Annotated in this window: 26 protein-coding genes and 3 pseudogenes; 15 read left to right on the top strand and 14 right to left on the bottom strand. The window is 47.9% G+C overall.

The annotated features are described in order from the left end of the window. The first annotated feature begins 92 nt into the window (after window positions 1-92). Window positions 93-1,157: an alpha/beta hydrolase gene (locus tag AL479_RS15725; protein WP_061076733.1), complete on the top strand. Its 1,065-nt coding sequence runs from the start codon at window positions 93-95 to the stop codon at window positions 1,155-1,157. A gap of 73 nt (window positions 1,158-1,230) precedes the next feature. On the opposite strand, the gene AL479_RS15720 is transcribed toward AL479_RS15725, so the two are convergent. After that, on the bottom strand, window positions 1,231-2,403 hold the full coding sequence (locus AL479_RS15720) for an MFS transporter (RefSeq protein ID WP_061076732.1): 1,173 nt from the start codon (window positions 2,401-2,403) through the stop codon (window positions 1,231-1,233). A gap of 84 nt (window positions 2,404-2,487) precedes the next feature. Here AL479_RS15720 and AL479_RS15715 point away from each other — a divergent pair, with 84 nt between their 5' ends. Beyond that, on the top strand, window positions 2,488-2,988 hold the full coding sequence (locus AL479_RS15715; RefSeq protein WP_192477856.1) for an Lrp/AsnC family transcriptional regulator: 501 nt from the start codon (window positions 2,488-2,490) through the stop codon (window positions 2,986-2,988). On the opposite strand, the gene AL479_RS15710 is transcribed toward AL479_RS15715, so the two are convergent. Together AL479_RS15710 and AL479_RS15705 are read right to left on the bottom strand one after the other, a co-directional pair. Then, window positions 2,985-4,112: an MFS transporter gene (locus tag AL479_RS15710; protein ID WP_061076730.1), complete on the bottom strand. Its 1,128-nt coding sequence runs from the start codon at window positions 4,110-4,112 to the stop codon at window positions 2,985-2,987. The genes AL479_RS15715 and AL479_RS15710 overlap by 4 nt on opposite strands. 143 nt (window positions 4,113-4,255) lie before the next feature. Further along, window positions 4,256-5,314, bottom strand: a complete 1,059-nt coding sequence (locus tag AL479_RS15705) for an alpha/beta hydrolase (protein ID WP_146109677.1) — start codon at window positions 5,312-5,314, stop codon at window positions 4,256-4,258. A gap of 264 nt (window positions 5,315-5,578) precedes the next feature. Between AL479_RS15705 and AL479_RS15700 the strand changes: the two genes are divergently transcribed. Beyond that, window positions 5,579-6,463, top strand: a complete 885-nt coding sequence (locus tag AL479_RS15700) for a LysR family transcriptional regulator (RefSeq protein ID WP_061076728.1) — start codon at window positions 5,579-5,581, stop codon at window positions 6,461-6,463. A 112-nt stretch (window positions 6,464-6,575) separates the two neighbouring features. Here AL479_RS15700 and AL479_RS15695 read toward each other — a convergent pair whose 3' ends face one another. After that, the gene (locus AL479_RS15695; protein WP_061076727.1) at window positions 6,576-7,475 is read right to left on the bottom strand and encodes a LysR substrate-binding domain-containing protein; all 900 of its coding nucleotides are present in this window, start codon (window positions 7,473-7,475) and stop codon (window positions 6,576-6,578) included. A 165-nt stretch (window positions 7,476-7,640) separates the two neighbouring features. Between AL479_RS15695 and AL479_RS15690 the strand changes: the two genes are divergently transcribed. The 3 genes from AL479_RS15690 (at window position 7,641) to AL479_RS15680 (ending at window position 9,758) form a co-directional block, all read left to right on the top strand. Then, a complete protein-coding gene (locus AL479_RS15690) occupies window positions 7,641-8,204 on the top strand; it encodes a hypothetical protein (protein ID WP_061076726.1) in 564 nt (187 codons plus the stop codon). A gap of 13 nt (window positions 8,205-8,217) precedes the next feature. Beyond that, a complete protein-coding gene (locus AL479_RS15685) occupies window positions 8,218-9,060 on the top strand; it encodes an MBL fold metallo-hydrolase (RefSeq protein ID WP_061076725.1) in 843 nt (280 codons plus the stop codon). A gap of 404 nt (window positions 9,061-9,464) precedes the next feature. Further along, window positions 9,465-9,758 carry a YciI family protein gene (locus AL479_RS15680; RefSeq protein ID WP_061076724.1) on the top strand — a complete coding sequence of 98 codons (294 nt, stop codon included), beginning with the start codon at window positions 9,465-9,467 and terminating at the stop codon, window positions 9,756-9,758. Between the two features lie 206 nt (window positions 9,759-9,964). Here the strand turns inward: AL479_RS15680 and AL479_RS15675 are convergent, their stop codons facing one another. The 5 genes from AL479_RS15675 to AL479_RS15655 all read right to left on the bottom strand — a co-directional run bounded on the left by AL479_RS15675 (window position 9,965) and on the right by AL479_RS15655 (window position 14,287). Further along, entirely contained in the window at window positions 9,965-10,933 is a 969-nt protein-coding gene (locus AL479_RS15675; protein WP_061076723.1) for a threo-3-hydroxy-L-aspartate ammonia-lyase, read from the bottom strand. 313 nt (window positions 10,934-11,246) lie between these two features. Then, window positions 11,247-11,993, bottom strand: coding sequence for an SDR family NAD(P)-dependent oxidoreductase (locus AL479_RS15670; protein ID WP_061076722.1), 747 nt, complete (start codon window positions 11,991-11,993; stop codon window positions 11,247-11,249). Between the two features lie 71 nt (window positions 11,994-12,064). Beyond that, window positions 12,065-12,754 (bottom strand): helix-turn-helix transcriptional regulator, encoded by a 690-nt coding sequence (locus AL479_RS15665; protein ID WP_061076721.1) that lies wholly within the window; start codon window positions 12,752-12,754, stop codon window positions 12,065-12,067. A 249-nt stretch (window positions 12,755-13,003) separates the two neighbouring features. Beyond that, window positions 13,004-13,297 carry a hypothetical protein gene (locus AL479_RS15660; protein WP_061076720.1) on the bottom strand — a complete coding sequence of 98 codons (294 nt, stop codon included), beginning with the start codon at window positions 13,295-13,297 and terminating at the stop codon, window positions 13,004-13,006. Window positions 13,298-13,384: 87 nt separating this feature from the next. Then, window positions 13,385-14,287, bottom strand: coding sequence for a DMT family transporter (locus AL479_RS15655; RefSeq protein WP_061076719.1), 903 nt, complete (start codon window positions 14,285-14,287; stop codon window positions 13,385-13,387). Between the two features lie 101 nt (window positions 14,288-14,388). Here AL479_RS15655 and AL479_RS15650 point away from each other — a divergent pair, with 101 nt between their 5' ends. The 4 genes from AL479_RS15650 to AL479_RS15635 all read left to right on the top strand — a co-directional run bounded on the left by AL479_RS15650 (window position 14,389) and on the right by AL479_RS15635 (window position 18,791). Further along, on the top strand, window positions 14,389-15,303 hold the full coding sequence (locus tag AL479_RS15650) for a LysR family transcriptional regulator (RefSeq protein ID WP_061076718.1): 915 nt from the start codon (window positions 14,389-14,391) through the stop codon (window positions 15,301-15,303). Window positions 15,304-15,735: 432 nt separating this feature from the next. Next, a complete protein-coding gene (locus AL479_RS24060) occupies window positions 15,736-16,764 on the top strand; it encodes an HNH endonuclease signature motif containing protein (RefSeq protein ID WP_224397248.1) in 1,029 nt (342 codons plus the stop codon). Window positions 16,765-16,922: 158 nt separating this feature from the next. Continuing rightward, a complete protein-coding gene (locus AL479_RS15640) occupies window positions 16,923-17,774 on the top strand; it encodes an aldo/keto reductase (protein ID WP_061076717.1) in 852 nt (283 codons plus the stop codon). A 27-nt stretch (window positions 17,775-17,801) separates the two neighbouring features. Beyond that, the gene (locus tag AL479_RS15635; RefSeq protein WP_061076716.1) at window positions 17,802-18,791 is read left to right on the top strand and encodes an aldo/keto reductase; all 990 of its coding nucleotides are present in this window, start codon (window positions 17,802-17,804) and stop codon (window positions 18,789-18,791) included. Window positions 18,792-18,815: 24 nt separating this feature from the next. On the opposite strand, the gene AL479_RS15630 is transcribed toward AL479_RS15635, so the two are convergent. Further along, window positions 18,816-19,709 (bottom strand): LysR family transcriptional regulator, encoded by an 894-nt coding sequence (locus AL479_RS15630; RefSeq protein WP_061076715.1) that lies wholly within the window; start codon window positions 19,707-19,709, stop codon window positions 18,816-18,818. 148 nt (window positions 19,710-19,857) lie between these two features. On the opposite strand from AL479_RS15630, the gene AL479_RS15625 reads away from it, so the two are divergent. The 3 genes and pseudogenes from AL479_RS15625 to AL479_RS24055 all read left to right on the top strand — a co-directional run. Then, on the top strand, window positions 19,858-20,631 hold the full coding sequence (locus tag AL479_RS15625; protein WP_061076714.1) for an SDR family oxidoreductase: 774 nt from the start codon (window positions 19,858-19,860) through the stop codon (window positions 20,629-20,631). A gap of 141 nt (window positions 20,632-20,772) precedes the next feature. Further along, window positions 20,773-21,024 (top strand): DUF1471 domain-containing protein, encoded by a 252-nt coding sequence (locus AL479_RS15620; RefSeq protein ID WP_061076713.1) that lies wholly within the window; start codon window positions 20,773-20,775, stop codon window positions 21,022-21,024. A 158-nt stretch (window positions 21,025-21,182) separates the two neighbouring features. Then, window positions 21,183-21,417: pseudogene (locus tag AL479_RS24055) on the top strand (DUF421 domain-containing protein); the annotation flags it as partial. Here AL479_RS24055 and AL479_RS24050 read toward each other — a convergent pair. Both AL479_RS24050 and AL479_RS15610 read right to left on the bottom strand, forming a co-directional pair. Further along, window positions 21,379-21,473: pseudogene (locus AL479_RS24050) on the bottom strand (hypothetical protein); the annotation flags it as partial. The pseudogenes AL479_RS24055 and AL479_RS24050 sit on opposite strands and share 39 nt — an antisense overlap. Before the next feature lie 113 nt (window positions 21,474-21,586). Further along, a pseudogene (locus tag AL479_RS15610) lies at window positions 21,587-21,679 on the bottom strand (KGG domain-containing protein); the annotation flags it as partial. A 341-nt stretch (window positions 21,680-22,020) separates the two neighbouring features. Between AL479_RS15610 and AL479_RS15605 the strand changes: the two are divergent. Both AL479_RS15605 and AL479_RS15600 read left to right on the top strand, forming a co-directional pair. Then, window positions 22,021-22,929, top strand: a complete 909-nt coding sequence (locus AL479_RS15605) for an SDR family oxidoreductase (protein ID WP_071887638.1) — start codon at window positions 22,021-22,023, stop codon at window positions 22,927-22,929. Between the two features lie 204 nt (window positions 22,930-23,133). Continuing rightward, a complete protein-coding gene (locus tag AL479_RS15600) occupies window positions 23,134-23,406 on the top strand; it encodes a hypothetical protein (RefSeq protein WP_061076712.1) in 273 nt (90 codons plus the stop codon). A 644-nt stretch (window positions 23,407-24,050) separates the two neighbouring features. On the opposite strand, the gene AL479_RS15595 is transcribed toward AL479_RS15600, so the two are convergent. Further along, window positions 24,051-24,680 carry a LuxR C-terminal-related transcriptional regulator gene (locus AL479_RS15595; RefSeq protein WP_061076711.1) on the bottom strand — a complete coding sequence of 210 codons (630 nt, stop codon included), beginning with the start codon at window positions 24,678-24,680 and terminating at the stop codon, window positions 24,051-24,053. A gap of 251 nt (window positions 24,681-24,931) precedes the next feature. Then, window positions 24,932-25,444, bottom strand: coding sequence for a fimbrial protein (locus AL479_RS15590; RefSeq protein WP_061076710.1), 513 nt, complete (start codon window positions 25,442-25,444; stop codon window positions 24,932-24,934). Between the last annotated feature and the right edge of the window lie 3 nt (window positions 25,445-25,447).

Here is a 25,447-nt window from a genome sequence, read left to right as displayed (position 1 = left end):
AGTCTGCCAAATAAGGGCAATCAGGGGTGCTAAATAATTCACGCTGGCAACTCAGATATGATTGAACGGCAAACATAACAGAGGATGTAATCTTGAAGACTGTCTTAAAAACGCTGGCCATCTGCGTAATGGCGGGTGGCCTGGTGACTCAGTCGGTATACGCCGAGCCGCTGGTCATTCAGGAACAGGGAAGCTTCTCTGCAGGTGGTACTATCATCACCGCCCCAGGAACATTTGACGCGAAAAAGCCGCTGGATTCTGCTGGCCAAACCTGGCATGGCGATCATGCGTCTGTGTTCTACCAGATTCCGGAAAATCCGCATAAATACCCTATCGTCATGCTGCACGGCGCAGGTCAGTTCTCCCGCACCTGGGAAAGCACGCCGGATGGTCGCGAAGGGTTCCAGAACATATTCCTGCGTCGCGGATTCTCAACTTATCTTGTCGATCAGCCACGCCGTGGCAGCGCCGGACGCACGACGGTAGAAGGTACGGTTACGCCTAAACCGGATGAACAAATGTGGTTCAACCAGTTCCGCGTTGGCGTGTGGCCAGAATATTTTAAAGGTGTTCAGTTCTCTCACGACAAAGAAGCACTGAATCAGTATTTCCGTCAGATGACCCCGAACACCGGGCCGTTTGATATCAATGTCATCTCTGATGCGATGTCCGCCGTCGTGGATAAATCTGGCCCCGCTATCCTCTTCACCCACTCTCAGGGTGGCGGACCAGGCTGGTACACGGCGATGAAAAATGACAAGGTCAAAGCCATTGTCGCCTTCGAGCCTGGCAGCAGCTTTGTCTTCCCGGAAAAAGAACTCCCTGCCCCTATGCCAAGCGCGTTCGACACGCTGAAGGGTGAGCCTGTGCCAATGGAGCAGTTTATGGCACTGACCAAAATCCCGATTCTGATTATTTACGGCGATAACATACCGGATAAACCGGTAGCCATGCCCGCGCAGGACAGCTGGCGCGTAAGGCTGGCGATGGCTCGTGAGTGGCGTGACGTGGTGAACAAGCATGGTGGGGATGTCACGGTGACACATCTGCCTGAAGTGGGAATCAAAGGGAATACCCACTTCCCGTTCTCTGATCTCAATAATGTGCAGATTGCTGATTTGGTGAGTCAATTCCTGAAGGAGAAAAATCTGCAGTAGGCGTTTTAGAAAATCACCTAAATCGTTTAAAAGAGCGCCCAACCCATAGTGGGCGCTCATCGCCTTGTGTAACTTATTCAAGTACCGGCAAAATATAACCTTTACGCGCACTTTGCCACGCAAGAACAGCGAGGCCCAACGCAATGAAGGACAGAATTGCGCCCGCCCAGTTCGGAGAAGCCAGTCCAAAACCCGCAGCAATGGTTACCCCACCGGCCCATGCCCCCAGCGCATTTCCCAGATTAAACATGCCGATATTGACCGAGGCCGCCATTGTCGGAGCTCCCGCATGGTTGGCGCGCTCCATTACCAGTTTCTGAATCGGTGAGACCGTCGCGAAGCCGAACGCCGCCATCAGGAAGACTGAGATGCTGGCAACCCACTGGCTTTCAACACCCGCCCAGAAGACCAGCAGCACCAGCCCCTGAGCCGCGAGGGTAACGAATAGCGTGCCAAACAGAGAGCGGTCAGCGAAGCGCCCACCAATCCAGTTGCCAACGGCAAGCCCCAGACCAAACAGCACCATTAACCCTGCCACGCCGCCTGAGGAGAAACCGGCCTCCTGCACCATCATAGGGGCAATGTAGGTAATCGAGGTGAAAAAGGCAGCCGGGCCGAAAATCGTGATCCCCATAACCAGCAGCACCTGCGGGTCAACAAAGGCTCTCAGTTCGTTACGTAAAGCAATCGCTTTGCCTCTCGCAATATGCGGAACCAGCAGGGTTACACTTGCCATCGTCAGCAGCCCGATACCGGCAATGATCCAGAATACCAGCCGCCAGCTAAAGGTCTGTGCAAGCCAGGTCCCCGCAGGAACGCCGAGAAGATTGGCTAATGTCAGCCCCGAAAACATAAAGGCAATGGCGCTTGCCTGACGCCCGGGCGCCACCAGCGATGCGGCAATAATCGAACCGATACCAAAAAAGGCCCCGTGATTAAAGGAGGTGATAATACGGCCGACAATCGCAATCTCCATGGTTGGCGCGATGGCCGTCATGATATTACCGATCGTAAAGATACCCGCCAGCGCAATCAGCATGGCCTTGCGGGGGATCTTCGCGCCGACAATCGTTAACAGCGGTGCACCAATAAATACGCCCAGCGCGTATGACGTCGCCATCATTCCCGCTTTCGGGATACTGACGCTAAATTCTGCGGCGATTTGTGGGAGGATCCCGGCGATGACGAATTCCGTCAGGCCGATACCAAATGCGCCCACGGCGAGGGCGAAAAGTGCGATAGGCATTGCAACTCCATTATTCGTTTTGTGGCTTAATAATATTAGGTAGAATTAAGTATATTCATATTTTCATTCAGACTGAGAAGCCCTGTGAGCGCATTTGATAAAGAAAAAGATAGTATTCGGCAGACAAGACATAAACCGGCGGAACTGGATGCCATTGACCGAAAAATATTAAGTGCCCTGGCAGAGGACGCAGGTCGCAGCTACACGGAATTGAGTGAGATTGTGAACTTATCAGCCCCGGCGGTTCACGATCGCGTAAAACGACTGAAGCGCGATGGAGTGATCAAGGGTACCGTAGCGGTCCTGGATGGCTGCAAGTTGGGACGGACGCTGTTAACGTTCCTGGTTATCGACACCAGTAGCTATCAAGCAACACGCGCCCTTTTGCAGTTCACCAGCCGCAAGGAAGTGGAAGAGTTGCACACCGTTGCCGGCGACGGCTGCGTCTTTATCAAAGTACGCGCCGCCGATACCGAATCGCTGGAAAATTTCCTGATGGAGATTCAGAGCCTTGAGGGCGTACGCTCCGTACGCAGCTATATTGCGCTTTCCACGTTTCTGGAGCGCGGGCCTTCGCCGGATTAAGACGTGCTGACCTTCTGGCGGGCGGTGAAAAATGTCAGTACCCCGGCGTAAAGGAGCAGCACGCTACTCATGGCAAACGTGCTCTGCCAACCGAGGTGGTCAAACACGATGCCTCCTGCCGTTGATCCAAGGGCGATGGAGAGCTGAATCACCGCGACCATGAGCCCGCCTCCGGCTTCAGCGTTATCAGGTAACGTACGCGCAATCCATGCCCACCATCCGGTTGGCGCGGCAGTGGCCAGCATGCCCCAGAACCCTAACAACAGAGAAACCGTCCAGAGCTGATGCCCGGTCAGCATCAGGCCGATGGCAATGGCGGCCATCAGTCCGGGTATGGCCATCAGCGTGGGGTAAAATTTTCTGTTGAGGAATGTCGAAACAACCAGCGTGCCGATAAAACCTGTTACGCCGATAATCAGCAAAATCAACGACAAACCTGAGGAATCAACCCGCGTCACCGACTCCAGGAACGGGCGCACATAGGTAAATAGTGTAAACTGGCCCATGAAAAACAGGCCACAGGCCAGCATGCCAACCGCAATCACACGGCGGCTAAGTATGCGGAATACCGCGCCAGGTGACGTGTGGCTTTTATTCGCATCCATGCCGGGCAGGCTGATGCACTGCCAGATAAAGGCGACAACCGCGATAGGCACCAGGCACAAGAAAGCGCCTCGCCATCCGACCGTGGCACCCAGATAGCTTCCCAGCGGCGCGGCCACGACCGTCGCCAGCGCATTACCGGCGTTGAAAATCGCCAGCGCACGCGTGACCTGTTGCTGCGGCACCAGACGAATCGCCGTTGCCGCAGACATCGACCAGAATCCGCCAATCGCCACACCAATCATCGCGCGACCGACCATATACATCAGATAACTGGAAGCCAGCGCAATAATAAGCCCCGATACGGCCATCAGAACCGTCATTCCCAATAGCAGGAATTTACGATTCATCTTTCCAGCTAGCGTTGAAAGCGTCAGGCTGGTCAGAACCGCCAGCGTGCCGGAGATAGCAATCCCCTGCCCTGCCAACCCCTCCGTCACGCCCAGGTCACGGGCAATCGGCGTGAGCAGGCTGACGGGCATAAATTCAGAAGCAATCAGCACAAACACGCACAGGGTCATGGCAAAAATACCGCCCCAGTATGCGCGCTGATGATGAGGTGATGGTGTTTGGTTTAGCGTCGACATAGTGAAATTTCACGAAGGTCAGGATAAAAGCCACCGGCCTCTATGGCGGGTGGCTTTGCATCAATTCAGGAGAGGGTTTATTTCAGTTTGGTCTGGAAAAATTGTTCGAATTTCGCGAAAGGTATTTTTCCGGCCTCGTTATCGTACAAGTCCACGTGATTTGCCCCAGGCACCACCACCAGCTCTTTGTCTTTACTGCCAACAGCCTTGTAAGCATCTTCAGCAAAATAGCGTGAATGCGCTTTCTCACCGGTCACAATCAGCGTCGGGATGGTGATTTCATTGGCGTAGCTCAGCAGCGGCATATTCATAAATGACAGCGGCATCGTTGCCGTCCACGCCCCGGTAGAGTTAACGGAACGTTCGTGGAAGCCGCGCGGCATGCGATAGTAATCGAAGAACTCTTTCAGTACCGGATGAGGATTTGCCGGCAGCGTTTCTGGCAGAATACGCTCGCCCGCGCTGACCTTGCCGTTGCTGTCGACATTAATATCATGGCCACCGTGAGCGAACGTTCCGCTCTGCGCATCCTTCCAGCGCTGTTCATTCAGATACTGCAGAACAGCACGACGATCGGCGGTTGAATAACGATCTTTGCCATCCCCCACACCATGACCCATCGCCCGGCTCATGTCATACATCACGCTGGTAGCCACCGCTTTAACGCGGGTATCCATCGCGGCATCGTTAAGCGCCATGCCGCCCCAGCCACAAATACCGAGCAGCCCGATACGGTTGCGATCCACCTCTTTTTGCAGACCTAAGAAATCCACGGCCGCGCTGAAATCTTCCGTGTTGATATCCGGTGAGGCGATGTTTCGCGGATAGCCGCCGCTTTCCCCGGTGTAAGAAGGATCGAACGCCAGGGTAACAAACCCTTGTTCCGCCAGCGTCTGCGCATACAGGCCGCTGGATTGCTCTTTCACTGCGCCAAATGGCCCACTGACCGCAATCGCCGCCAGCTTGCGATCGCCACGGTCTTTAGGCAGGTAAAGATCGCCCACTAAGGTGATGCCATATCGGTTCGGGAACGAGACTTTACGATGTTCGACTTTCTGGCTCTCGGCGAACGTTTTATCCCATTTATCTGTCATGGACACAGGGGCATTAGGATGGGTTGAATCAGCATAACTCATTGTCGTGACTCCACTTAATGATGCGAATAGCAGCATGGCCGGCATCGCGGTTTTTAGCGTTCGGGTGAAGGCTTTCATAAAAATCCCCATAAAAAACAACAGAGAGATACAGGTTTCCAACGGACAACGCTGCGGTGCTTTGCTTTGATGGGGTCATTATAGTGAGCAGAATTAGTGCTGATTAGGGGGCGATTATTGCTAAGATTGATACCATATTGTTATAAATGAATGCTGAGATTGCTGGCATGAAGGGGGGATTTTTCAATGGCGAAAAGGGAGAACTACAACGAGCTGTACCTGTTTATGCAGGTGGTGCGGGAAGGCAGTTTCACCGCAGCGGCTCAGCGGCTGGGTCTTGCTCAGTCAGGAGTCAGCCGATCTGTTCGCGAGCTTGAAGAAAGGCTGGGCGTCCAGCTGCTGGTGCGCACCACGCGTAAACTGTCGCTGACGCAAGCTGGCGAGCAGCTCTACCAGAAGACGGCATCTGGATTTGATACGTTAGATCGTGGGCTTGCCACGCTGGCGCACTACCGTGAGACGCCCTCCGGTACGGTACGTATCAATGCCAGCCAGCACGCGATTGATAAATGCCTGCTGCCAAAGCTTGCGGTATTTAAACAGCGCTATCCTGATATCAGGCTTGAACTGATGAATGAGAGCCGGTTCGTGGATATCATCGAGGAAAGATTCGATGCCGGCGTCCGCCTGGGGCCTGAAGTCGGCCAGGGTATGGTCGCGGTACGCATCACGCCCGATATGGAGATGGCGATTGTAGGAACTCCGGAACATTTTCGTCGCTATGGTTTTCCGCAAACCCCGGCGGATTTAAAGGCGCATCCCTGCATCGCCTATCAGTTTGCCGACGGCAGCGTATACCAGTGGGAACTCAATCAGGATGATAAAAAAATTACCCATCGTCCTGAAGGACAATGGGCCTTATCTGACAGCTATATGGAGGCAGAAGCCGCCCGGTTGGGCTTAGGATTGGCCTATGTTCCTGTTGAACTGATAGCGGATGATTTAGAACACGGTAAGCTTATCAGGGTGTTGCAGCGTTACAGCCTGCGAATGGAGGGATTGTTTCTCTATTACCCTCATCGCAACGTCTCCCCCGCCCTGCGGATGGTCATTGAGACATTGAAAATCTGAACGTTAACAACGACCGACTCTTCACTGTACAAAATTGTGTCAGGTAGTCCCTCTGCTTTCAATTCCAAGGTCCGTTGTGAGCGAAAAGCGGACGTAACGTCATACTTCGGCATTAAGAGGATCTTTCCAGCGTATTCATTTCAGCAAGCAACCAGCGTTCAAAATTCTCTAGCGCCGCTTCATTTATTCCAGTTTCCGTCGGTTTTACTAAACAGAATTTTTTGCTCAGGCTTTCTGATGCTGGCCAGGGCGAAACAAGCATGCCACGACTCAACTCATTCTCGATATACATATGCGGTACCAGTGCCACGCCCTGTCCCACCATTACGGCAGCGATGGCCATTTCATGAAGATCGTAGCGAACACCCTGAGCCGGATTATCGAGAAGTATCCCACTTTCCCGGGCATAGTGATGCCATGCATCAGGGTTCTGTCGACGGTGAATCCGCGGAAGTTCGTTTAGCTGTTTATTGACGTCATTATTTGTTAACAGTGCCGGATGGCACACGGGCACCAGATTTTCCTGAAACAGAAATTGCATACGCATGCCTGCCCATGCGGAATGTTCAAAATGAATCACAGCGTCAAAGCCACTTCCGGGCAAAATGAAAGGATCGGTTCTGGCAGCAATATTTAACGTTATGTCCGGGTACGAAGATTTAAAGCCGTTCAGGCGGGGAATAAGCCAACGGCTGGAAAAGGTTGGCAGGACGGCGATATCCAGACTCTTACTACCCTCTGGCATTCCCATTATGTAGTGCGTATCCCTTTCTAACCTGTCGAGCGTTTCACGTACGTGATGCGCATACCGCGCGCCGACAGGGTTGAGCTTTACCCTGCTTCCCACACGATCGAACAACTTACAGTTCAGCAAAGATTCAAGTCGCGCAATCTGACGGCTAATGGCCCCTTCCGTTAACGATAATTCCTCTGCAGCACGGGCAAAATTACCATGCCTTGCAGCGGCATCAAAAGCCTGAAGTGACGCACTACTGGGTATTTTTCTGCGCATGAAAACTGTTCCCTGCTCTGAGCCTGCAATCTGATTTCATTGACTGAATGTCACTAATTCGTGACTTATTATCGATTTTAAGTCGTATAACCAGCTTGTAGCATGATGAAAAATCATTGAGCAACTGTTTTTGCTTGTGTCTATGACTCATGTGGAGATGAACTGATGTGGTATACCGTGGAATGCTCGTATAACGATTCTGAAAGCGAGGCAGAATGGAATGCCTTTTACAACCAGCAAAAATTGCCCGCATTGATATCTGTTACTGGGTTCACTACATCTCAACGCTTTCGTGCCGTCACACCCGGCTGCCCTGTTTACCTTGCCATTCATACTGTTAAAGATGCGGATACTCTTAGTCGTGATGATTACTTTTTAAAAGGAGGAGGTAATTTCGCTCGTTGGCAGAGCTGCATTACTGACTGGCATCGTAACCTGTATGAAGCTGAAGACCTTGCTCCAAACATATCTTCTGATGAAATTCTGCTATTGAGCTCAAAACCCATAGACTTTTTAGATACAGAAATGGGATATCGTGGGCTGGAAATGCTGGCGGTGGGCCTGGATAAAACACCTGAATATCGCGTTGCATACGTTTTGCCTTCTGAAATTGCCTCGCGATTTACAGATGTGCCCGAGGTGGACCTCTACGAGCCTCTTACATCGCAGTTGCAGAGTGCTTTAAAAGAGAAACCATACCCGGCAGAACACATATTCGCCCGAAACTAATCCAGAGGTATTTATGAGCCATCAACCCTTCCCATTCCGTCAGATTGGAGATTTTCAGATAACTGCGCTGAGTGACGGCACTATGTCAGCCAGTCTGGATTTACTGTCAGGCATTGAAAAAGCTGATGCGGACGTCATTCAATATAACGCCGGAATCGATGAGCCCGGCAATATCCATATAAACTGTTACCTTATCCGCGGTCGGGGAAGAGTCATTTTGGTTGATACCGGCGCAGGACCGCTGAACAACGTGGGGGGGCAACTTCAAGCAAACCTTGCAGCCGCTGGCGTCAGCCCTGACGACGTGGATACTGTTTTATTGACGCACTGCCATCCGGATCATATTGGTGGCCTGCTGGATGCTGAAAAACGGCCAGTCTATAAACATGCTGAAATTATTCTTCATCCTCTCGAAGCGCAACACTGGCAGGATGATAAAAAACTAAAAATAGCGAATGAGCGCGGGCAACGTAATTTTGGACTGGTCCGCCAGACGTTACACGCTTATGCGCAGAACGTGAGTTTTTTTAACGGGGATAAAATAGCAGATGGCATTCTCCCGGTATGGTTACCAGGCCATACGCCGGGACATACAGGCTTTCGCATTGATTCGGATGCTCAATGCTTATTAATATGGGGAGACATCGTCCATTACCCTCATATTCAGTCAGCACAACCGGCTGTTTCCATTTTGTTTGACACCGATCCCGCTCTGGCCGAAGAAACACGGAAGAAAATTCTGGAAAAAGCGGTCAGGGAAAAACTGATTATTGCAGGCATGCATTTAGGCCAGGCCGGGTTTGCTAACATTCTCAGTGCTGGTAATGGATACCGCATTTCCTACTCTGAGAAATGACACGTTCACACTTACGGAGCAGGTAACAAAAGGCCAGCTAAGGCCACTGAAGCAAGCGGAAAAAACGGATGAATGGCCTCTGTGATGGTCATATTGTCGCAGGGCTTGATGACTATCTGTTCAAAAAACGTACTTAGCGTACGTTTTCGTACGGTAGGGCTTCAGACCACATTTAGGTCCCTAAGGTGAAAAGTTGTGCCTCTTGTTCACGAACGTCCTCCTTGATTAAGGATAGCGTTGCATCGACCCGTTGAACTCACAGCTCAAAGCGGCCCTTCAGCTTAGTTGGCTCTACCGCTATGGGCATGGCGCGGACCCGAATATGGTGGAAAGTTATAGGGTTACTTAGTCCTTACCTTATAAAGTGATACTATTTCAAGACATCCCTTCCTAGGAATAATATAATGAGTATTATTTATATTGTTGTTTTAACCTATATCAAACCACTTGAACAAGTTGACTCTCAAATTCCAGAACATATTGAATGGCTTAAAAAAGGTTACTCAGATGGTGTATTTTTAGCTTCAGGAAGAAGAGTTCCACGTAATGGAGGTATCATTATCGCAAAATGCGACAGTGCCGAATTATTGGAAGAACGTCTTAGGCAGGATCCGTTCCAAAAGCTAAATATCGCTAAAGCTGAAATAATTCCCTTCGAAGCTACTATGAAAGCCGAATTTCTGGAAAATATGCTCTGATCATGATTCGGCTCAATAGCTCATATTGAGCCGAATCATAGTGGGATATTACCGCCTCTTCGGCTGCTACTACCACCAGAACATAACTTTTTCCATCCAGTTTTTCAGATAACAGACCTGTGCCCTTATTCCACCCGAAAACCGGCCGATTGGTTAACCAATCGGCCGGTAATCAATCGAATAAAGCCGCGTTCTTTGCGAATTACTCATCCTGTAATCAACTGGCTGTAACGACTGATATCGACGTTGCCGCCGCTGATGATAATCCCTACACGCTTCCCCTGCAGGTGTTCTTTATGTGCTAATGCTGCGGCAAAACCCAGACAACCAGCTGGTTCCACTACCATTTTCATCCGTTCGGCAAAAAAACGCATACAGGAAACCAATTCGCCATCGCTGACGGTAAGGATATCATCAACTTTTTTTTGAATGATCGGAAAGGTGTATTCGCCGAGATGTTGCGTCGTAGCACCATCAGCAATGGTTTCCGGCGTTTCGATATGAACGATTTTTCCGCAGCGCAACGATTGTTGTCCGTCATTACCTGCTTGCGGTTCAACACCGTAAATTTTGCATAAGGGCGAAAGATGACGTGCAACTAGTGCCGAACCAGCCAGCAAACCACCACCGCCGAGGCTGATAAACAGCGCATCAAGTTCGCCTACTTCTTCAAACAACTCCTTGGTTGCCGTCCCTTGCCCGGCAATGACATCCGGGTGATCATAGGAGGGGATGAGAGTCATACTATGTTTTTCTGCCAGTGCCCGACCAATCTCTTCGCGGTCTTCGGTATAACGGTCATACATAACCACATCCGCACCATAGCCCCTAGTAGCAGCGACTTTTGCTGCCGGTGCATCCTTTGGCATAACAATGGTTGCCGGTATCCCCAGCAGTTTTGCTGATAGCGCTATGCCTTGAGCGTGGTTGCCAGATGAGAAAGCAACCACCCCATACTTTTTTTGCTGCATAGAAAATTGCGCTAACGCATTCATGGCTCCGCGGAATTTAAAGGCACCAGTACGCTGGAAATTTTCACATTTAAAAAACAACCTAGCCCCTGACATATTGTTGGCTGAGATTGAGGTGAAAACCGGCGTTTTATGGGCGAAACCGTTGATACGTTCAGCCGCTGCCACGACATCCTGATAGTCCGGGAGGATTAATTCACTCATCGTGATAACCTTATTCAGTTGTGAAGTTAATGTATACTAGTGAAGGCGTGTGATGTTTAAACGAATGAAAATTTCTGATTAGCATAAATAATTAGTGTAAGTATATCGTTGTTATGACCTGTTGAATTCACATCCAACACCTGACGTAGTTAACGGCGTGAAGTAAGAACCAAAGGAGTAAAATAATATTCACACAGTCAATTCGCTTGTTATTAGCGCTGCAGTATAAATGCTAACCACAGGTATTCTGTCGCTCCCATTGGATTTATTTAAACCACTCTCAATGTGGCAATTGCTACGGTAAAATTTAATTTTATTCAGCTAAATAACCCCCATCAATTGGATAAACACCTCCAGTACAGAACGCTGAATTATCTGACAGTAGAAATAATATGAAATTTGCCACTTCCTGCATTTTTGCCATTCTTTTCATAGGGTGGCTATTTGCGAAACTGCGTAAGATGTTTTCTGGGAATTCACTCATTCGCGTGGTTTGGACATACCCTGGGGCGACTGCATTGATTCGAATGCCTTTGCATGCAAACTCTAGTGCTGCAGATTGGGTTAGTCCGATTATACCATGTTTAGCTGCGGTGTAAGGTGCCAACCCAGGAATGCCAACCAGACCATTAACTGCAGATAAATTAACGATGGAACCACCAGACTTCATCATCTGAGGTATTTCGTATTTTAGACAGTAAAAAACACCGCTTAATGAGGTGGCAATAACCTTATCCCAATTATCGACAGTTTGCTCTGTTATGTTTTTATCATGCTCACCTGTTAAACCTGCATTATTTACAGCATAATCAAGTCTGCCGAATTTTTTTATAACGTCATCTATCATTTGTCGTACTTGTTCTGGCTGTGATACATCACATCCGATCCCAAGCGCTTGAGGTCCATGTGAGGATAATAGTTCTGCTTTTTGTTTAGCCTCCTCTGATGAGCGGGATACAATAACAACTTTTGCACCATTTTTGTGTAATTGCTCTGCGACAACTTCACCTATCCCTGTGGTGCTTCCTGTTATAACTGCTACTTTATTCTTGAAATTCATAATACCCTCATTGAAGTGGATGTGAGCCTTATATCTGGAAGCAGTATACAAATTAGCTGTGACAGTTTTTGTCAGTACTCGCTCTCCACGCCGATCTTTTCTTTCTCTCTCCATTTTTTCAATAAAATCAATCTACTCTCACTATAAGTAGAACCCAGTTGTAAGAATGTTTGAATTTTATCAACCCTAAAATGACGAAAATCATTTCTCATTTCACACCATGCAACCAAAAGCCAACATGACTCCATATATACTAATGCGATGGGCCAAATGACTCTAAAAGATAAAACATCCTTCTTGTCACAATAATTTATTTTTACTCTCATTTGATTTTTTATAGCATCGTGGATATTTTTAAAAAAAATCACATTATTTTCTGAAGGACCTGTGATATAGGATTGATTCTCGATCAGGTTTTTTAACTCACCGGGAATGACAGAGTGTATTTTTGCAAGTGCAGCCCTTGCGGTTTTTTTGAAGTCACCATCTGTATTATTAGACACCCAATTTAATCCAAGTGTAATAGCATTGATCTCGTCATGGGAAAGATTTAAGGGGGGCAAATGAAAATCAGATTTAACGATATAACCAATTCCAGCACAACCTTCAATACACACTCCTTGATGCTGTAGCGTTCTTATATCTCTATAAATGGAGCGAACACTTATTCCTAACCTTTCTGAGAGTGAAAATGCTGTGATCGGGTATCTTCGCGACCTTAAAATCTGTAGCAATTCGAGAAGTCGTTCTGTTCTGTTCATGTTGATAAATCCGTCTTTGCCTTAAATGATACCTTAAAGCATCTTAGTATAAAGTAAGCGTAAATGCTTAAATTGAGTTTCTTCCAATTGATTAATATAGCGCAATATTAATAGTGGTGGTTAGTGCCTCCCCTCCACACACCATGCTCAGAGCAGACTTTCGATTCATTTTTCTCTCCCATTTTGTGCCAGAAGCAGATAATGGAGTACACTGAAAAGTGCTGTTCTGAATAAACCCGTAGGGTATTCTCATTCATTTTTCGCTTTCGAAAATGCGGTATCCACTACCCTTTCGAGGCACGCAGGCAACCCTGACTGACTCATATGCATACCTGCAATAATCAGTTTTTCATTGGCAGCCTTTCTCATGATGCATTTTTTTGTTTTCTTGGCCTGAGCAGGGTCACTGTCGAATAAGATTGAAACATCCGGTTGTGCTGACTGAATATGAGGATAATGCACAATATCTCCCCAAATTAATAAGTATTCATCATTCGCATCGATGCTAAACCCTGTATGCCAGGTGTATGGTCCGGTAAACATACTGGCAGAAAGCCTCCTGCTATTTTTTCTCCGTTAAAAATATATATTTCAGGCATAAGCGTGTAACAATTGCCGAGCAAGAAAAAATTAGTTGAATGCTCGTTTCGCTGATTTGCCTGAGCATAGTGCAATACCGCAGACAATCAGTAATGCGCTGACCAGATGATATAAATGCAATGGTTCACTAAGAAACATCACGCTGAATAAACCACCACTCAGTGGGATAAAATGGGAAAACACTTCTCCACGCGTCGCACCAATTGCCTGAATACCTTTATTCCATAACAAATACGAGAGCCACGACGGAAAAATAATCAGGTACAGCAGACCAATAACCAAACTGCTGTGGCTAAATTCGGCAAGCGGCGGAATACCATTTTTTGCCATAGAGAAAATCAATATTGGAAGAAGCACTACAGCACCTATCGTCGCGCTAACGGCTACAAACGCATTTCCCCCCACTTCACGAGGCTTAAGACGTAGAAACGCGCAATATACCGCCCAGCTTGCTGCCGAGCCCATCGTCCACAGATCGCCACGATTGAGATGCTTTAGGGTGTCCAGGTGCCATAAGTCCCCCTGCATCACCAGACAGATCACACCGAAAGAGCTGATAATAACGCCAACGATATTCTGAATTGTTATTTTTTCTTTGAAAATATTTTTATTGATCAATAAGACCAATGCTGGAGTAGTAGATAAATAAATGGCAGCATTAAGCGAGGAGGTATATTGCAGGCCAACATACAGAGTCAGTGGGAATAATACCTGTCCAAACAAAGCTAGAAAGGTGATTATGTGAAAAGAACGTTGCATAGCATTCCATTGCCCGCGAATCTGCCTGTAATAGAGTGCAACCAGCAATATGGCAGTAAATATCCAGCGAGCAGAGGATAATAGAACAGGATCAACAAGACTGACTAACAGATGTCCTACCACATAATTTCCGCCCCAAAAGCATGCAGCGAGAGTTAGTAAGAAATAAGGCATAGTCATACCCCTTAATAATACATTTTGTTACCTAGAACATTACCGCGATGAAAATAGAGATGCTAATATAATTTTTTGCTCAGACGGCATCGTTTTAAACTATGAAATTTACCCTCAGGCAACTTGAGTTTTACATAGCATTATCAGAAACATTGCAAGTTTCTAAAGCTGCCAGCCGTTGTCACGTTTCGCAGTCTTCCATGACTGTCGCGTTACGTAATCTGGAAGAGGCGCTTGATGTACAGCTCTTTCTGCGTCAGCCAAAAGGGATCCGGCTTACTTTGGCCGGTGATCGCTTTCTGACGCATGCCCGCACAATCATCAGCAACAGCTACATCGCCTTGGAGGATTTGCATCGTCAACCGGAAACCACTGCCGGGAAAGTGCGGATAGGGATAGCTCAGACACTTTCGGCTTACCTACTACCAGAGATACTGAGTGACATTGAAAGCCGTTTCCCCTTACTGGAAATTGACTATTTCGAGGCTACAGCGCCTGACCTGCTGGCTGCTCTGCGCCAGCAGCAGGTTGATTTTTGTCTACTGCTCACATCGAACATACAGCGCGACAGTGATCTGGAGGTCGAAACCATTATTCGATCGCTACGCCAGCTTTGGATTGCCCCGGGACACGCTTTGCTGAGTCAGTCTGTTATCCGCCTGAGGGATATCGTGAAGCTGCCATTTTTGATGCTGGAAACCGATCAATATCCCAAGGTGATCACCAATATCTGGCAGCACGCTGGCTATCAGCCCTCCGTCCAGTTTCGCAGTAACTCCTTTGAAACCGTTCGCAGCCTCGTAGCCCAGGGCAACGGTATCACAATCTTATCCAACTTGGTCTATCGCCCCTGGTCGCTAAACGGTCAGCGCGTCATTCGTCGGACGATTGAAGACTGTATCACCTACATGGACGTCGGCGTGGTAACCAACGCCGGACAATCCCTGTCAGCTCCAGCTCAGCGGTTCATGGATTTTTTACGTTCGCTGATTGTGAGACTTGAAGGTAAGAGTTAAGTGCGTTGTTAAAAACCTGTTCTGAAAAACTAATGAATGAATAGCGACGACTTCGATAGTCATCTTTTAAGTTGGCAGATTAGTGCAAATTTCTGCTGTTCGCTTAGGGGTCAGTTTGGATATCGAAAATTATTGTACGTTAAGGTGATATTTTGTACACCTCGGCTGCGGTAAAGGATATTGACCACGTTGACAGGTAGCTAAGAGCGAGTAGCGGAAGCTCGCAATTGTTATTACCGCGTAGGATGCATTACTAACGTTGCTATGTGTTAACGAACGGGGAGCGGGTCAAGCTAATCGTAAATGCAGGTCGAACCGATTTCAAATGCAGGTCACTACATTTATGCTTACGGCAATTGTTGACAGAAATAAGTTGGCAAGGTCGATCTCGAAGGAGTGGACTGGAAAAAAAGCTGGTTGAGGTGGATTAAAATGGCTATGGAAGTTCACGGGTTTATTATTTCGTCTCCGTTCGTGTTCGTCTGCGATGGTAAGGTTTATCGCAGCCAATCGGGGAAAAACTGGACGGTCATATTTAGCCGTTACGGTACGCAAGCCTGGGGGAATGATACCTATGCTTCCCAGCGCGTTGACCGTGCTTGCCCGCCAAATCGTAACGAAGAAGTTCGTTTGGCTTTCCGTGGCGCAGTTATGCGCCACTTCAAGCTGAACTACACCCAAATTGAGGCATTCTTCCAGCGTCAGATCGACGAGGACAAGCAAATCCTGGTCGAAGGAAATTCGGTTAAACGCCATGTGGGTGGCCGCAGCAGCTACAGCACAGGCAGTAGTAGCACGACGTTATCTGCTCCCGCGCCCGCTCCAGTCAAAAAGGAATCCCCCCATCCAGCGCTTAAACATGGTTGTCCAGCAAGTCGTTTGGAAGAATTCCTGGCCTGGGAAAAAGCGCACCTTGGGATTTTGAATCGTGTCAAAATGCCCCAGCGCGTTGCCATGTTCCTGGGAACCTGGGAAGAACCGAATGCGGTCAAACCTGAACCCGTGGTGGCCGAAGAACCCCAGGCTGAAGAACCTCGAGCCGAACGGTCGCTGGCTGAAGAACGCGAACATAAAGAAGATGTACCCTTCTATGGCCGTCGCCGTCGTGATCAGGGGAAATTCCGTGAAGATGTGATGCTTAACTGCGGTGGCCGTTGCGTCTACACGAATGCCATTGCGGTACGCTGCGAAGCCGCACACCTTAAAGCCCACGCTCGCAAAGGTGGCGCGAGCTTTAAAAACGGTCTGCTGCTGCGCGCTGATATCCACAAGCTCTTTGACGCGGGACTATGTGCCATCGATCCGCACACGCTTAAACTCTGGTTCGCGCCAGACCTGGTAAAAAAAGACGCAGATCTCGCGGCCATTGATGGGATAACGATGCGCAAAACGCTGCTCCCTATCAACAAAGACAACATCGAAGACCGCTGGGATGCCTTCGTTAAGATCTTGCTGGCATGATTAACTGGTCACAAATGTCCGCTCCTGGCACAAAGCCGACCATCAACCTCCCCCTAAATTAATGAGCACATCTAATAAACCCTAGCTAATTACCCCATCTAATCGAATAAATCCGTTTGCGTTATGCTTTTCCTACACAACAGCTGAAGGATAACGTCATGCCAACTGTAAAACTGAACAACGGGATTGAAATGCCCCTGCTGGGCTTTGGTGTCTTCCAGATGACGGATGCCGCTGAATGCGAAAGAGCCGTTATTGATGCCATCGATACGGGATACCGCCTGATCGATACCGCTGCGTCTTATCAGAATGAAACCCAGGTCGGGAACGCACTGAAACAGACCGGTATTGCCCGCAACGAACTCTTTGTAACGACCAAGCTGTGGCTGCAGGATACGAATTACGAAGGCGCTAAAGCCCAGTTCGAACGCTCCCTGAATCGGCTGCAGTTGGATTACGTTGACCTGTACCTGATTCACCAACCTTACGGCGATGTCCATGGGGCATGGCGTGCTATGGAAGAACTGCAGCAGGCAGGCAAAATTCGCGCTATTGGCGTCAGCAACTTCCATCCTGACCGACTGGCCGACCTTATCGCCTTCAACAACGTGGCCCCTGCGGTGAACCAGATTGAAGTTAACCCCTTCAACCAGCAACTGCATGCGGTTCCATGGAATCAAAGCCGTGGCATTCAGCCGGAAGCCTGGGCTCCGTTTGCTGAGGGGAAAAATGGTCTGTTCCAGCATCCCGTGTTAACGGCAATTGGCCAGAAATACGGCAAAAGCGTGGGCCAGGTGGTGCTGCGTTGGATCTTCCAGCGAGGCATCGTTTCACTGGCGAAATCGGTGCGCAAAGAACGCATGGCAGAGAACATCAACATTCTCGATTTTGAACTCAGCGCTGAAGATATGTTGCAGATTACCGCTATCGATACCGCAACAAGTGCTTTCTTCTCACACCGCGATCCTGCCAGAGTTGAATGGTTGGCCGGTCGCAAACTGGACGTTTAAGACGCGATAAAAAGAGGCAATGAATTAATGCAAAAACGTTATCTGGGTCAATCCCGACTCGAAGTGTCCGCGCTTGGCCTCGGTTGCATGGGCTTAAGCCATGGCTACGGCCCGGCGACCGATACGCGTCAGGCTATCGAACTTATTCGCGCCGCGGTTGAACGAGGCGTCACCTTCTTCGATACCGCTGAAGTGTATGGCCCCTTTCTTAATGAAGAGGTGGTCGGTGAAGCCTTAAAACCATTTCGTGACCGCGTGGTCATCGCCACCAAGTTTGGATTTACTTTTGGCGACGACAACAAGCAGCAGATTTTAAACAGCCGTCCGGAGCATATCCGTAAAGCGGTGGAAGGATCATTACGCCATCTTAAGACTGATGTTATTGATCTGCTGTATCAACATCGTGTCGACCCGGATGTCCCGATTGAAGATGTTGCGGGAACGGTGAAAGACCTGATCGCTGAAGGCAAAGTTAAACATTTCGGTCTGTCCGAAGCGGGTGCGCAAACCATTCGTCGTGCGCATGCCGTACAACCTGTTACGGCGCTGCAGAGCGAATACTCCATGTGGTGGCGCGAGCCTGAGCAGGAGATCCTGCCGCTACTGGAGGAACTGGGCATTGGTTTCGTTCCCTTCAGCCCATTAGGCAAAGGCTTCCTGACGGGCTCGATTAAGCCAGGAACCACTTTTGGCAAGGATGATTACCGCAGCACGGTGCCGCGTTTCGCCGAGCAGGCGATTGAAGCCAATGAAAAGCTGGTCTCATTGCTGGGTGAACTGGCGGCAGAGAAAGGTGTGACGTCTGCACAAATCGCTCTGGCATGGCTACTGGCACAAAAGCCGTGGATTGTTCCTATCCCTGGTACAACCAAAATGCACCGGCTGGAGGAAAATCTGGGGGCTGCCGACATCATTCTTTCTCAGGATGACTCACGGCAGATAACCCAGGCGCTTGAAACCATTAAAATCGTCGGCGAACGTTACTCCCCTGAACACCAGGCTCGCGTGGGCCGTTAATACCCGGGCGGGTCTACGGACCCGTTATTCCTGGTAGCGAAGTGCATCAATCATCAGCGCAAAAGCGGGCGGATGCTGCTTACGGCTCGGGTAGTAGAGGTAATATCCGGGGAAAGACGGACACCAGTCCTGCAGAATCTGGATAAGCGCTCCTGACTGTAGATAATCCTGCACCCTGTCTTCAGGTATACAGGCGATACCAAAACCGGATAACGCCGCATCAATTCGTTCCGCCTGCAGATTGAACGTGACCTGCCCTTCCACTCTGACCCGTAACGGTTTCCCATCCTTCTCAAACTCCCAGTGGTAAAGCCCACCGGCAGTCGGCAGGCGCATATTGATGCACCGATGATTTTGTAGCTCGTGCGGCGTTTCAGGGGCAGGATTTGCAGCGAAATAAGACGGTGCTCCCACCACAGCCATTCTCATGTCCGGCCCAATTCTTACCGCAATCATGTCTTTATCCACGCTTTCACCCAGACGGATCCCGGCATCAAAACGCCCCTCGACAATATCGACAAAGCCGTTATCAACGATCAGTTCAACATTGATTTCCGGGTATTCCCTGAGGAAGGGTTTTAGCTTCGGCCATACCAGACTTCGCGCGGCATGCTCCCCGGCTGATAAACGAATATTGCCGGAGGTGGTGCCGTTAAGTTGAACCAGCGATTCCAGCTCCTGTTCAAGATCGGCGATACGCGGTTCAAGGCAGGCAATAATTCTCTCACCGGCCTCTGTAGGGGCAACGCTTCGGGTCGTACGGGTCAGAAGGCGGATATTCAGCCTTTCCTCCAGCGCCTTCATCGCGTGGCTGAGTGCGGACTGAGAAACGCCCAGTTTGCCCGCTGCTTTGGTAAAACTTCTCTCCCTCGCTACCACAAGAAAGATTTGCAGTTCGTTGAAGTTTTCTTTGAGCATCGGCGATTTCCTTATGGAGGCATTCCCTTCATCGCACACTCATGAAGGGTGTTCATAGACGCAATCATTTTAGCCCTATTACTGACAATAATGATAATTGATATTCTGACCGTATCGAAAATAAGTCAGAAATATCAGAAGGTTTATCATGAAAATACTCGTTGCAGGCGCGACCGGAAGTATTGGTCTTCATGTCGTGAATACCGCTATTGAAATGGGTCATCAGCCCGTGGCGCTGGTCAGAAATAAACACAAAGTAAAATTGCTTCCTCGTGGAACGGATGTTTTTTACGGCGATGTTTCAATGCCTGAAACACTCACCGATTTTCCGAAAGATATTGATGCCATCATCTTCACGCTCGGTTCCGATGGTCAGGGTCGTATTGGTGCCAGAGCGATCGATTACGGCGGAGTGCGCAATATTTTACGAATATTCAGGGATACACCTGTTCGTATCGGCCTGATGACCACGATTGGCGTGACTGAGCGGCTCAGCACCTGGAATCAACGCACTGAGGTTCATGACTGGAAAAGACGTGCCGAGCGTCTGGTCAGGGCTAGCGGTCATCCCTATACCATAGTCAGGCCCGGCTGGTTTGATTACAACAATGATGATGAGCACAGAATCGTTATGCTTCAGGGAGACAGGCGTCATGAGGGAACACCGGAAGATGGTGTGATATCCCGGGAGCAAATCGCCCAGGTTCTGGTCAGTGCCCTGACCAACGACGAGGCAAAAAATAAAACGTTCGAGCTGGTAGCTGAACGAGGTGAAGCACCACAGGATCTTACCCCACTGTTTGCAGACCTGCAGTCTGATGATCCACAAAAAAATGATGGGGTTCTGGACATAGACAATATGCCTCTGCGTGAAGAACCTGAGTGCATTATTAACGAGCTGAACCTGTATTCAAAAAATTAAACAATCTCCAACTCTGACAATTTTGTCATATAGCGGTCAGCCTCATGACAGATTAGATCTGTATATTTACATATACAGACGGGGAGAGTTCCCCTGATACGAGTCCAGTTTCATACATAGATTTTAAAAGAGGTATTAGATATGAAAGCATTACTTATTACTGCATTGGTCATGGGGTTTATTTCAGTGAATGCCGCCTCTGCTGCTCAGGAAATTAACCATCCAGACGGGAAAGAAAAGATCGGTGTCGTCTCAGCCAGCAATACCTATACACTTGATGAGTTATCGAATGCGCTCTCTCGTAAGGCTGATGAGCAAGGGGCAACGTCATTCAAAATCCTGTCGGCAACAGGAAATAACAGACTGCATGGGGTTGCGGAGATCTATAGGTAAATAATCAGCATCTCAAAAAGGAGATGTCATAGGCCCTATATCATGCGCGTCGATTTATATTCAGCACAGAAGACATCATCAGTAATATAACTCTTATGGATTGATTCAAACTTACATAAGCCGCTTTTCAGGCAGTTTATTTATCCGTAGGAGTCAGTATGGAAATGGTGCTGAGAACCTTAGCCATGTATTTTACTGGTCAGGTTTAATATCGTTGGACGCCGGGCGTTATTACAAATGACCAGTTTCGACCTGATTTTATTGTTGATTATTAGCGAAGCCACACAACAGGCATTACTGAGCAATGATTTTTCCGTTACGGGGGCGATGCTCACAATAGTCTCTCTGGTGGCAAGCAAGTTTAATCAGTCCATGCGTAAATTGTTTTTCAGCACTGTGATATCTGAAAGCAGGTGAATAAATACATCTTCAATACTTTTCATATTCATAAGAATACCCTCTGGATTATAGAAATATCTGCGAGTCTAAAACAGACCCGCAGGACACTCTTTTTATTAAAGGATGAGACTGGAGCTAATAATCAGGAATTGTCAGATTTACGGCCACCACTGTGCTGGCCACCTTTGCGATCTGCTTCAGACGCCTTATCTCGGTCTTCAGCGAAATTACCGGAACCACCACGATGCTCTGCCATATATCACCTCATACATATCGGCTATGTCAGTCAGATACAAAAATGTATTCGTACCTGTCGTTGTTCAGTGCTTAACGTTAGTGTTAATTCTGACTTAGTCAAATTTAATACCCGCACCCATTTTTTACCATTGTTATTTTTCAACACATTATAAAACCACCTCTTTGTTTATTTTTCACCCACCATGACATTAACAAAAAGTCACCCCATGACTACTCTAAGAATAATAAAACCCCACTCAACCCAGGATTAATCTCATACAAGGCATTATTAAGATACAAGTCGTTAAATTTGTTCTACGCTTATTGATTCTTGTCAGAAAAATAGAGAGAGGTGATTGAATGGCTAATAAATATAATGAAAAACAGGGGGCTATTATGAAAAATACAGAGCGCTTTCCTGCTCCGCCTTTTCCACACCAAAAACAACCCTTTCCGGGGCTTGCCGGAAAAATGCAACCACGTCCCGATCACGGTGAAGAAAGCTATCACGGAAGCGGTCGGCTTACTGGCAGAAAAGTGTTAATTACCGGTGGTGATTCAGGTATTGGTCGTGCAGTTGCTATTGCGTATGCGCGTGAAGGTGCGGATGTCGCTATCAACTACCTGCCTGATGAAGAAGAGGATGCTCGTGAGGTCGTCGATCTGATAAAAAAAGCAGGAAGAAATGTCGTGGCGATCCCTGGTGATATTCGTGAGGAATCGTTTTGCCAACACCTGGTTAGTCAAGCGGTTGAGTCCTTAGGTGGGCTTGATGTACTGGTCAACAACGCGGGGCGCCAGCAATTCTGTGAATCGATTGAAGAGCTCACAACTGATGCCTTTGATGCAACCTTCAAGACCAATGTCTATTCGATATTCTGGATTACTAAAGCGGCAGTCCGCCACTTGCCATCAGGGGGAGTGATTATCAACACCTCGTCAGTGCAAGCTTACGAGCCCAGCGAAATCCTGCTGGATTATGCTCAGACCAAAGCAGCGATCGTTGCTTTTACAAAATCGCTTGCAAAACAACTGGCACCGAAAGGGATCCGGGTAAATGCCGTTGCTCCAGGTCCCTACTGGACGGTTCTACAATGTTGTGGCGGCCAACCACAAGAGAAAATTGAGCAGTTTGGTGCCAATTCACCGCTCGGCCGGCCGGGTCAGCCCGCAGAAATTGCACCACTTTATGTCACCCTGGCTTCCGCGGAGAACAGCTATACGTCCGGGCAAGTCTGGTGTTCTGACGGTGGGACCGGGACGTTATAACATGTGTTTATAAGAATGAACCGCAACAGAACAGGTACAGTTCCATACCTTAGTTTGCGAAGTCGAGAGCCGTTCTGTTCATAAATATCTGATTAGGAGATATCCGACATAGAGCTCACCCTAATTCGTTTAGGACTAGAATAGAGTAGGTGTATGACGTATTCCACTTTAGTACTGTCTTTTACCTGACACCCAGGAGATTAAATGGCTGACTTAAATGAACGCATTGAAATCCTTGAGAAAAATATCGATGATCTGAGCCTCGATCTTCACGCATCAAAGGTTGCTATTAACGTTTTATCTACGGTGATAAACACCATGAGTGGTGAACCTGGTTTACTTGAGAGATCATATGAGCAAACCAGAAGTTCTGCTCCTCTTTTAAAGTTCAATCACCCAGTAGAGGAAGGTTATGAGGATAAACTTACGGAGAGAATATTGAATTTACTCTCGGCTACCCAACACGAGCTTAACTAATGCAAAGCTACCCAAGAGGATAAACGGAATATCCTCTTAAGGGGATCGCATTCTGGAATGACTCAATTAAGTTGGACAGTTCATGTTACGGGCCTCCATGGCTGAAGCGTAACCACTATCAGACGGGGTACTACGGCGGTCCTGTTCAGCGCCAGTACTGTAATAGTGACTTAATCCCGTGTCTTCCGGTTATTTTATTCAACCGTATCAGCGTTAACATTCCGTACTAAAAAACAGCCATTCTGCGCACCACGACAGAAAAGTAATTCTGCCTACCCCTGATTAATCTGCTACAGCGACACAGTCAATAATGTGGCGTTTCTGACCGCAATGATGAGCGAGGACCTGGAGTAAGCTATCCAGATGATATATAGCAGTCTCTGCTTTGCAGGCCTCATTACATCCTGTGCTGGTAAACTTCCTTATTCATCGTGCGGTCAATACGACATAAACAACTTCAGATGTCCCTTCCCCGGAAAGCGACTGCGACATCGGCATGAGGATGTTCTACTCTATTAATGAGCGTTTTATCAAAGCTGTTAAGTCTATTCTTTTCGCCGATAGCCATTAAGAATAAGATCATAAGATAGTAATCATTACAGCGCTGAACACGAAACGAAGCGATAGGCTATCATCCCTCGATATTATTGCTTTATATATTTATGAAAAACATTCGGCCAATCACTCTTTTCTGCCATTTTATTGAGTAGTTGCATTAACTCATAATCGCTACGTAAATTAAATCTTTGCATAATCTTGTATTTATGAGTGAATACCGTTTTTTCACTGATCATCAATTCGTCTGCAATTTGCATAACTGACATACCCTTATATAAACAAATCATGCTGCGGACCTGCTGAGGTGATAGTGTTTTTTGCTGACAGTCATAACATGAAACGGATGACTGACGATAACCTTCCTGCCGCATCTTGTGCCAGGCAGCATTCAATGCCGAACGTAACTGTGTCACGGAGGCCCGACGAGAAATAAAAATAACATCCTGAAAACAAGGAGGCGGAGCTGAGACGCGCTTATCATTATCAACAAAGCCAATCACAACTCCCTTTTTACGCTCCTGTAATTCAGGGCAGCAAATAAAGCACTCTCCAGGACATAATGCAAGCACAATGACATCAGCTACCTTCACGCTTTCTGATGTGAAGTTATAATTGAAATCAATTTTTATATTCTTATGAGAAAAGAAGTCACTGAAAAACCAGGTCAATCCACTCTGAAAAAATGCATCTAACTCTTTTATAACAATATTAATCATTTACCATACCAATATATAATTAAATTTCTCTATAGATAGGTCTTTTTCTCAACAGACGAACTTCTTGTTATATCGCCCCGTGGAATTAAAAATTGGCAACAACATAGCATTCAATCTTCGCCGGGAGTTATTACTCTGTTCCCAGGCAGCGATATAAAAGCCCGTATAAAAGAACCCTGCAATACTAAAAGAATGCTCCCTTTAAGGGATGGCAAATAACACGCCTATATCTTTTTTCAATCAGCAGCCTGTCAATTGTATTGCATTGTCAAAACGACGACTGCGCGAATGGTCCCCGGTGTTGGCCTTCCAGCTACCGACGTGACCATGGCTTTCATGGGAATGGTCGCCGTTCTGTCTGCAGCAATATTTTGCGAGATATGGGATCCGCTACCCATTAACAGACCTGTGGTGGCATCAGATATCGCGATAGCCACGCGAGTTGCCGTGCCATTATTTTGGTAATAATGTTCACCAGCCTCTGGGTCAGGCGTTCCGGTAAAACCGGTCATCACGCTCAGCGTACCCTGTGGGCAACGGGTAAATAACAGGTTAAAAGAGACCGGTTCAGAAGATGACCCTGGTGTGAACATGTTTGTTGCCTGTATATTACCAAGATCGATATTCATATTCGAATTTCCACCATTAAAAATACACGGTGATGCGATAATGCGACCTTTGACCTTTATATCCACATTATCTGCCGACAGCGCTGGTAATGAAATGGCGCAAATCAGAAGCATAGCAAAGTTGTTAATATTCATTTA

It is taken from the genome of Citrobacter amalonaticus (assembly GCF_001559075.2).
In the GTDB taxonomy this organism is placed as follows: Bacteria; Pseudomonadota; Gammaproteobacteria; order Enterobacterales; family Enterobacteriaceae; genus Citrobacter_A; species Citrobacter_A amalonaticus_F.
The sequence above is the reverse complement of the archived record's forward strand: the minus strand, read 5'-3'. Positions and strand labels throughout refer to the sequence as shown.

Excerpts from the sequence above, each read along its gene's own strand:
- AL479_RS15720 (WP_061076732.1), bottom strand. The coding sequence starts at position 2,403 with ATGCCTATCGCACTTTTCGCCCTCGCCGTGGGCGCATTTGGTATCGGC.
- AL479_RS15665 (WP_061076721.1), bottom strand. The coding sequence starts at position 12,754 with ATGAACAGAACAGAACGACTTCTCGAATTGCTACAGATTTTAAGGTCG.
- AL479_RS15655 (WP_061076719.1), bottom strand. The coding sequence starts at position 14,287 with ATGCCTTATTTCTTACTAACTCTCGCTGCATGCTTTTGGGGCGGAAAT.
- AL479_RS15700 (WP_061076728.1), top strand. The coding sequence starts at position 5,579 with ATGGCGAAAAGGGAGAACTACAACGAGCTGTACCTGTTTATGCAGGTG.
- AL479_RS15660 (WP_061076720.1), bottom strand. The coding sequence starts at position 13,297 with ATGTTTACCGGACCATACACCTGGCATACAGGGTTTAGCATCGATGCG.
- AL479_RS15625 (WP_061076714.1), top strand. The coding sequence starts at position 19,858 with ATGAAAATACTCGTTGCAGGCGCGACCGGAAGTATTGGTCTTCATGTC.
- AL479_RS15705 (WP_146109677.1), bottom strand. The coding sequence starts at position 5,314 with ATGAGTTATGCTGATTCAACCCATCCTAATGCCCCTGTGTCCATGACA.
- AL479_RS15690 (WP_061076726.1), top strand. The coding sequence starts at position 7,641 with ATGTGGTATACCGTGGAATGCTCGTATAACGATTCTGAAAGCGAGGCA.
- AL479_RS15650 (WP_061076718.1), top strand. The coding sequence starts at position 14,389 with ATGAAATTTACCCTCAGGCAACTTGAGTTTTACATAGCATTATCAGAA.
- AL479_RS15680 (WP_061076724.1), top strand. The coding sequence starts at position 9,465 with ATGAGTATTATTTATATTGTTGTTTTAACCTATATCAAACCACTTGAA.
- AL479_RS15635 (WP_061076716.1), top strand. The coding sequence starts at position 17,802 with ATGCAAAAACGTTATCTGGGTCAATCCCGACTCGAAGTGTCCGCGCTT.
- AL479_RS15605 (WP_071887638.1), top strand. The coding sequence starts at position 22,021 with ATGGCTAATAAATATAATGAAAAACAGGGGGCTATTATGAAAAATACA.
- AL479_RS15620 (WP_061076713.1), top strand. The coding sequence starts at position 20,773 with ATGAAAGCATTACTTATTACTGCATTGGTCATGGGGTTTATTTCAGTG.
- AL479_RS15670 (WP_061076722.1), bottom strand. The coding sequence starts at position 11,993 with ATGAATTTCAAGAATAAAGTAGCAGTTATAACAGGAAGCACCACAGGG.
- AL479_RS15600 (WP_061076712.1), top strand. The coding sequence starts at position 23,134 with ATGGCTGACTTAAATGAACGCATTGAAATCCTTGAGAAAAATATCGAT.
- AL479_RS15640 (WP_061076717.1), top strand. The coding sequence starts at position 16,923 with ATGCCAACTGTAAAACTGAACAACGGGATTGAAATGCCCCTGCTGGGC.
- AL479_RS15675 (WP_061076723.1), bottom strand. The coding sequence starts at position 10,933 with ATGAGTGAATTAATCCTCCCGGACTATCAGGATGTCGTGGCAGCGGCT.
- AL479_RS24060 (WP_224397248.1), top strand. The coding sequence starts at position 15,736 with ATGGCTATGGAAGTTCACGGGTTTATTATTTCGTCTCCGTTCGTGTTC.
- AL479_RS15630 (WP_061076715.1), bottom strand. The coding sequence starts at position 19,709 with ATGCTCAAAGAAAACTTCAACGAACTGCAAATCTTTCTTGTGGTAGCG.
- AL479_RS15685 (WP_061076725.1), top strand. The coding sequence starts at position 8,218 with ATGAGCCATCAACCCTTCCCATTCCGTCAGATTGGAGATTTTCAGATA.
- AL479_RS15595 (WP_061076711.1), bottom strand. The coding sequence starts at position 24,680 with ATGATTAATATTGTTATAAAAGAGTTAGATGCATTTTTTCAGAGTGGA.
- AL479_RS15710 (WP_061076730.1), bottom strand. The coding sequence starts at position 4,112 with ATGACCCTGTGCGTGTTTGTGCTGATTGCTTCTGAATTTATGCCCGTC.
- AL479_RS15590 (WP_061076710.1), bottom strand. The coding sequence starts at position 25,444 with ATGAATATTAACAACTTTGCTATGCTTCTGATTTGCGCCATTTCATTA.
- AL479_RS15695 (WP_061076727.1), bottom strand. The coding sequence starts at position 7,475 with ATGCGCAGAAAAATACCCAGTAGTGCGTCACTTCAGGCTTTTGATGCC.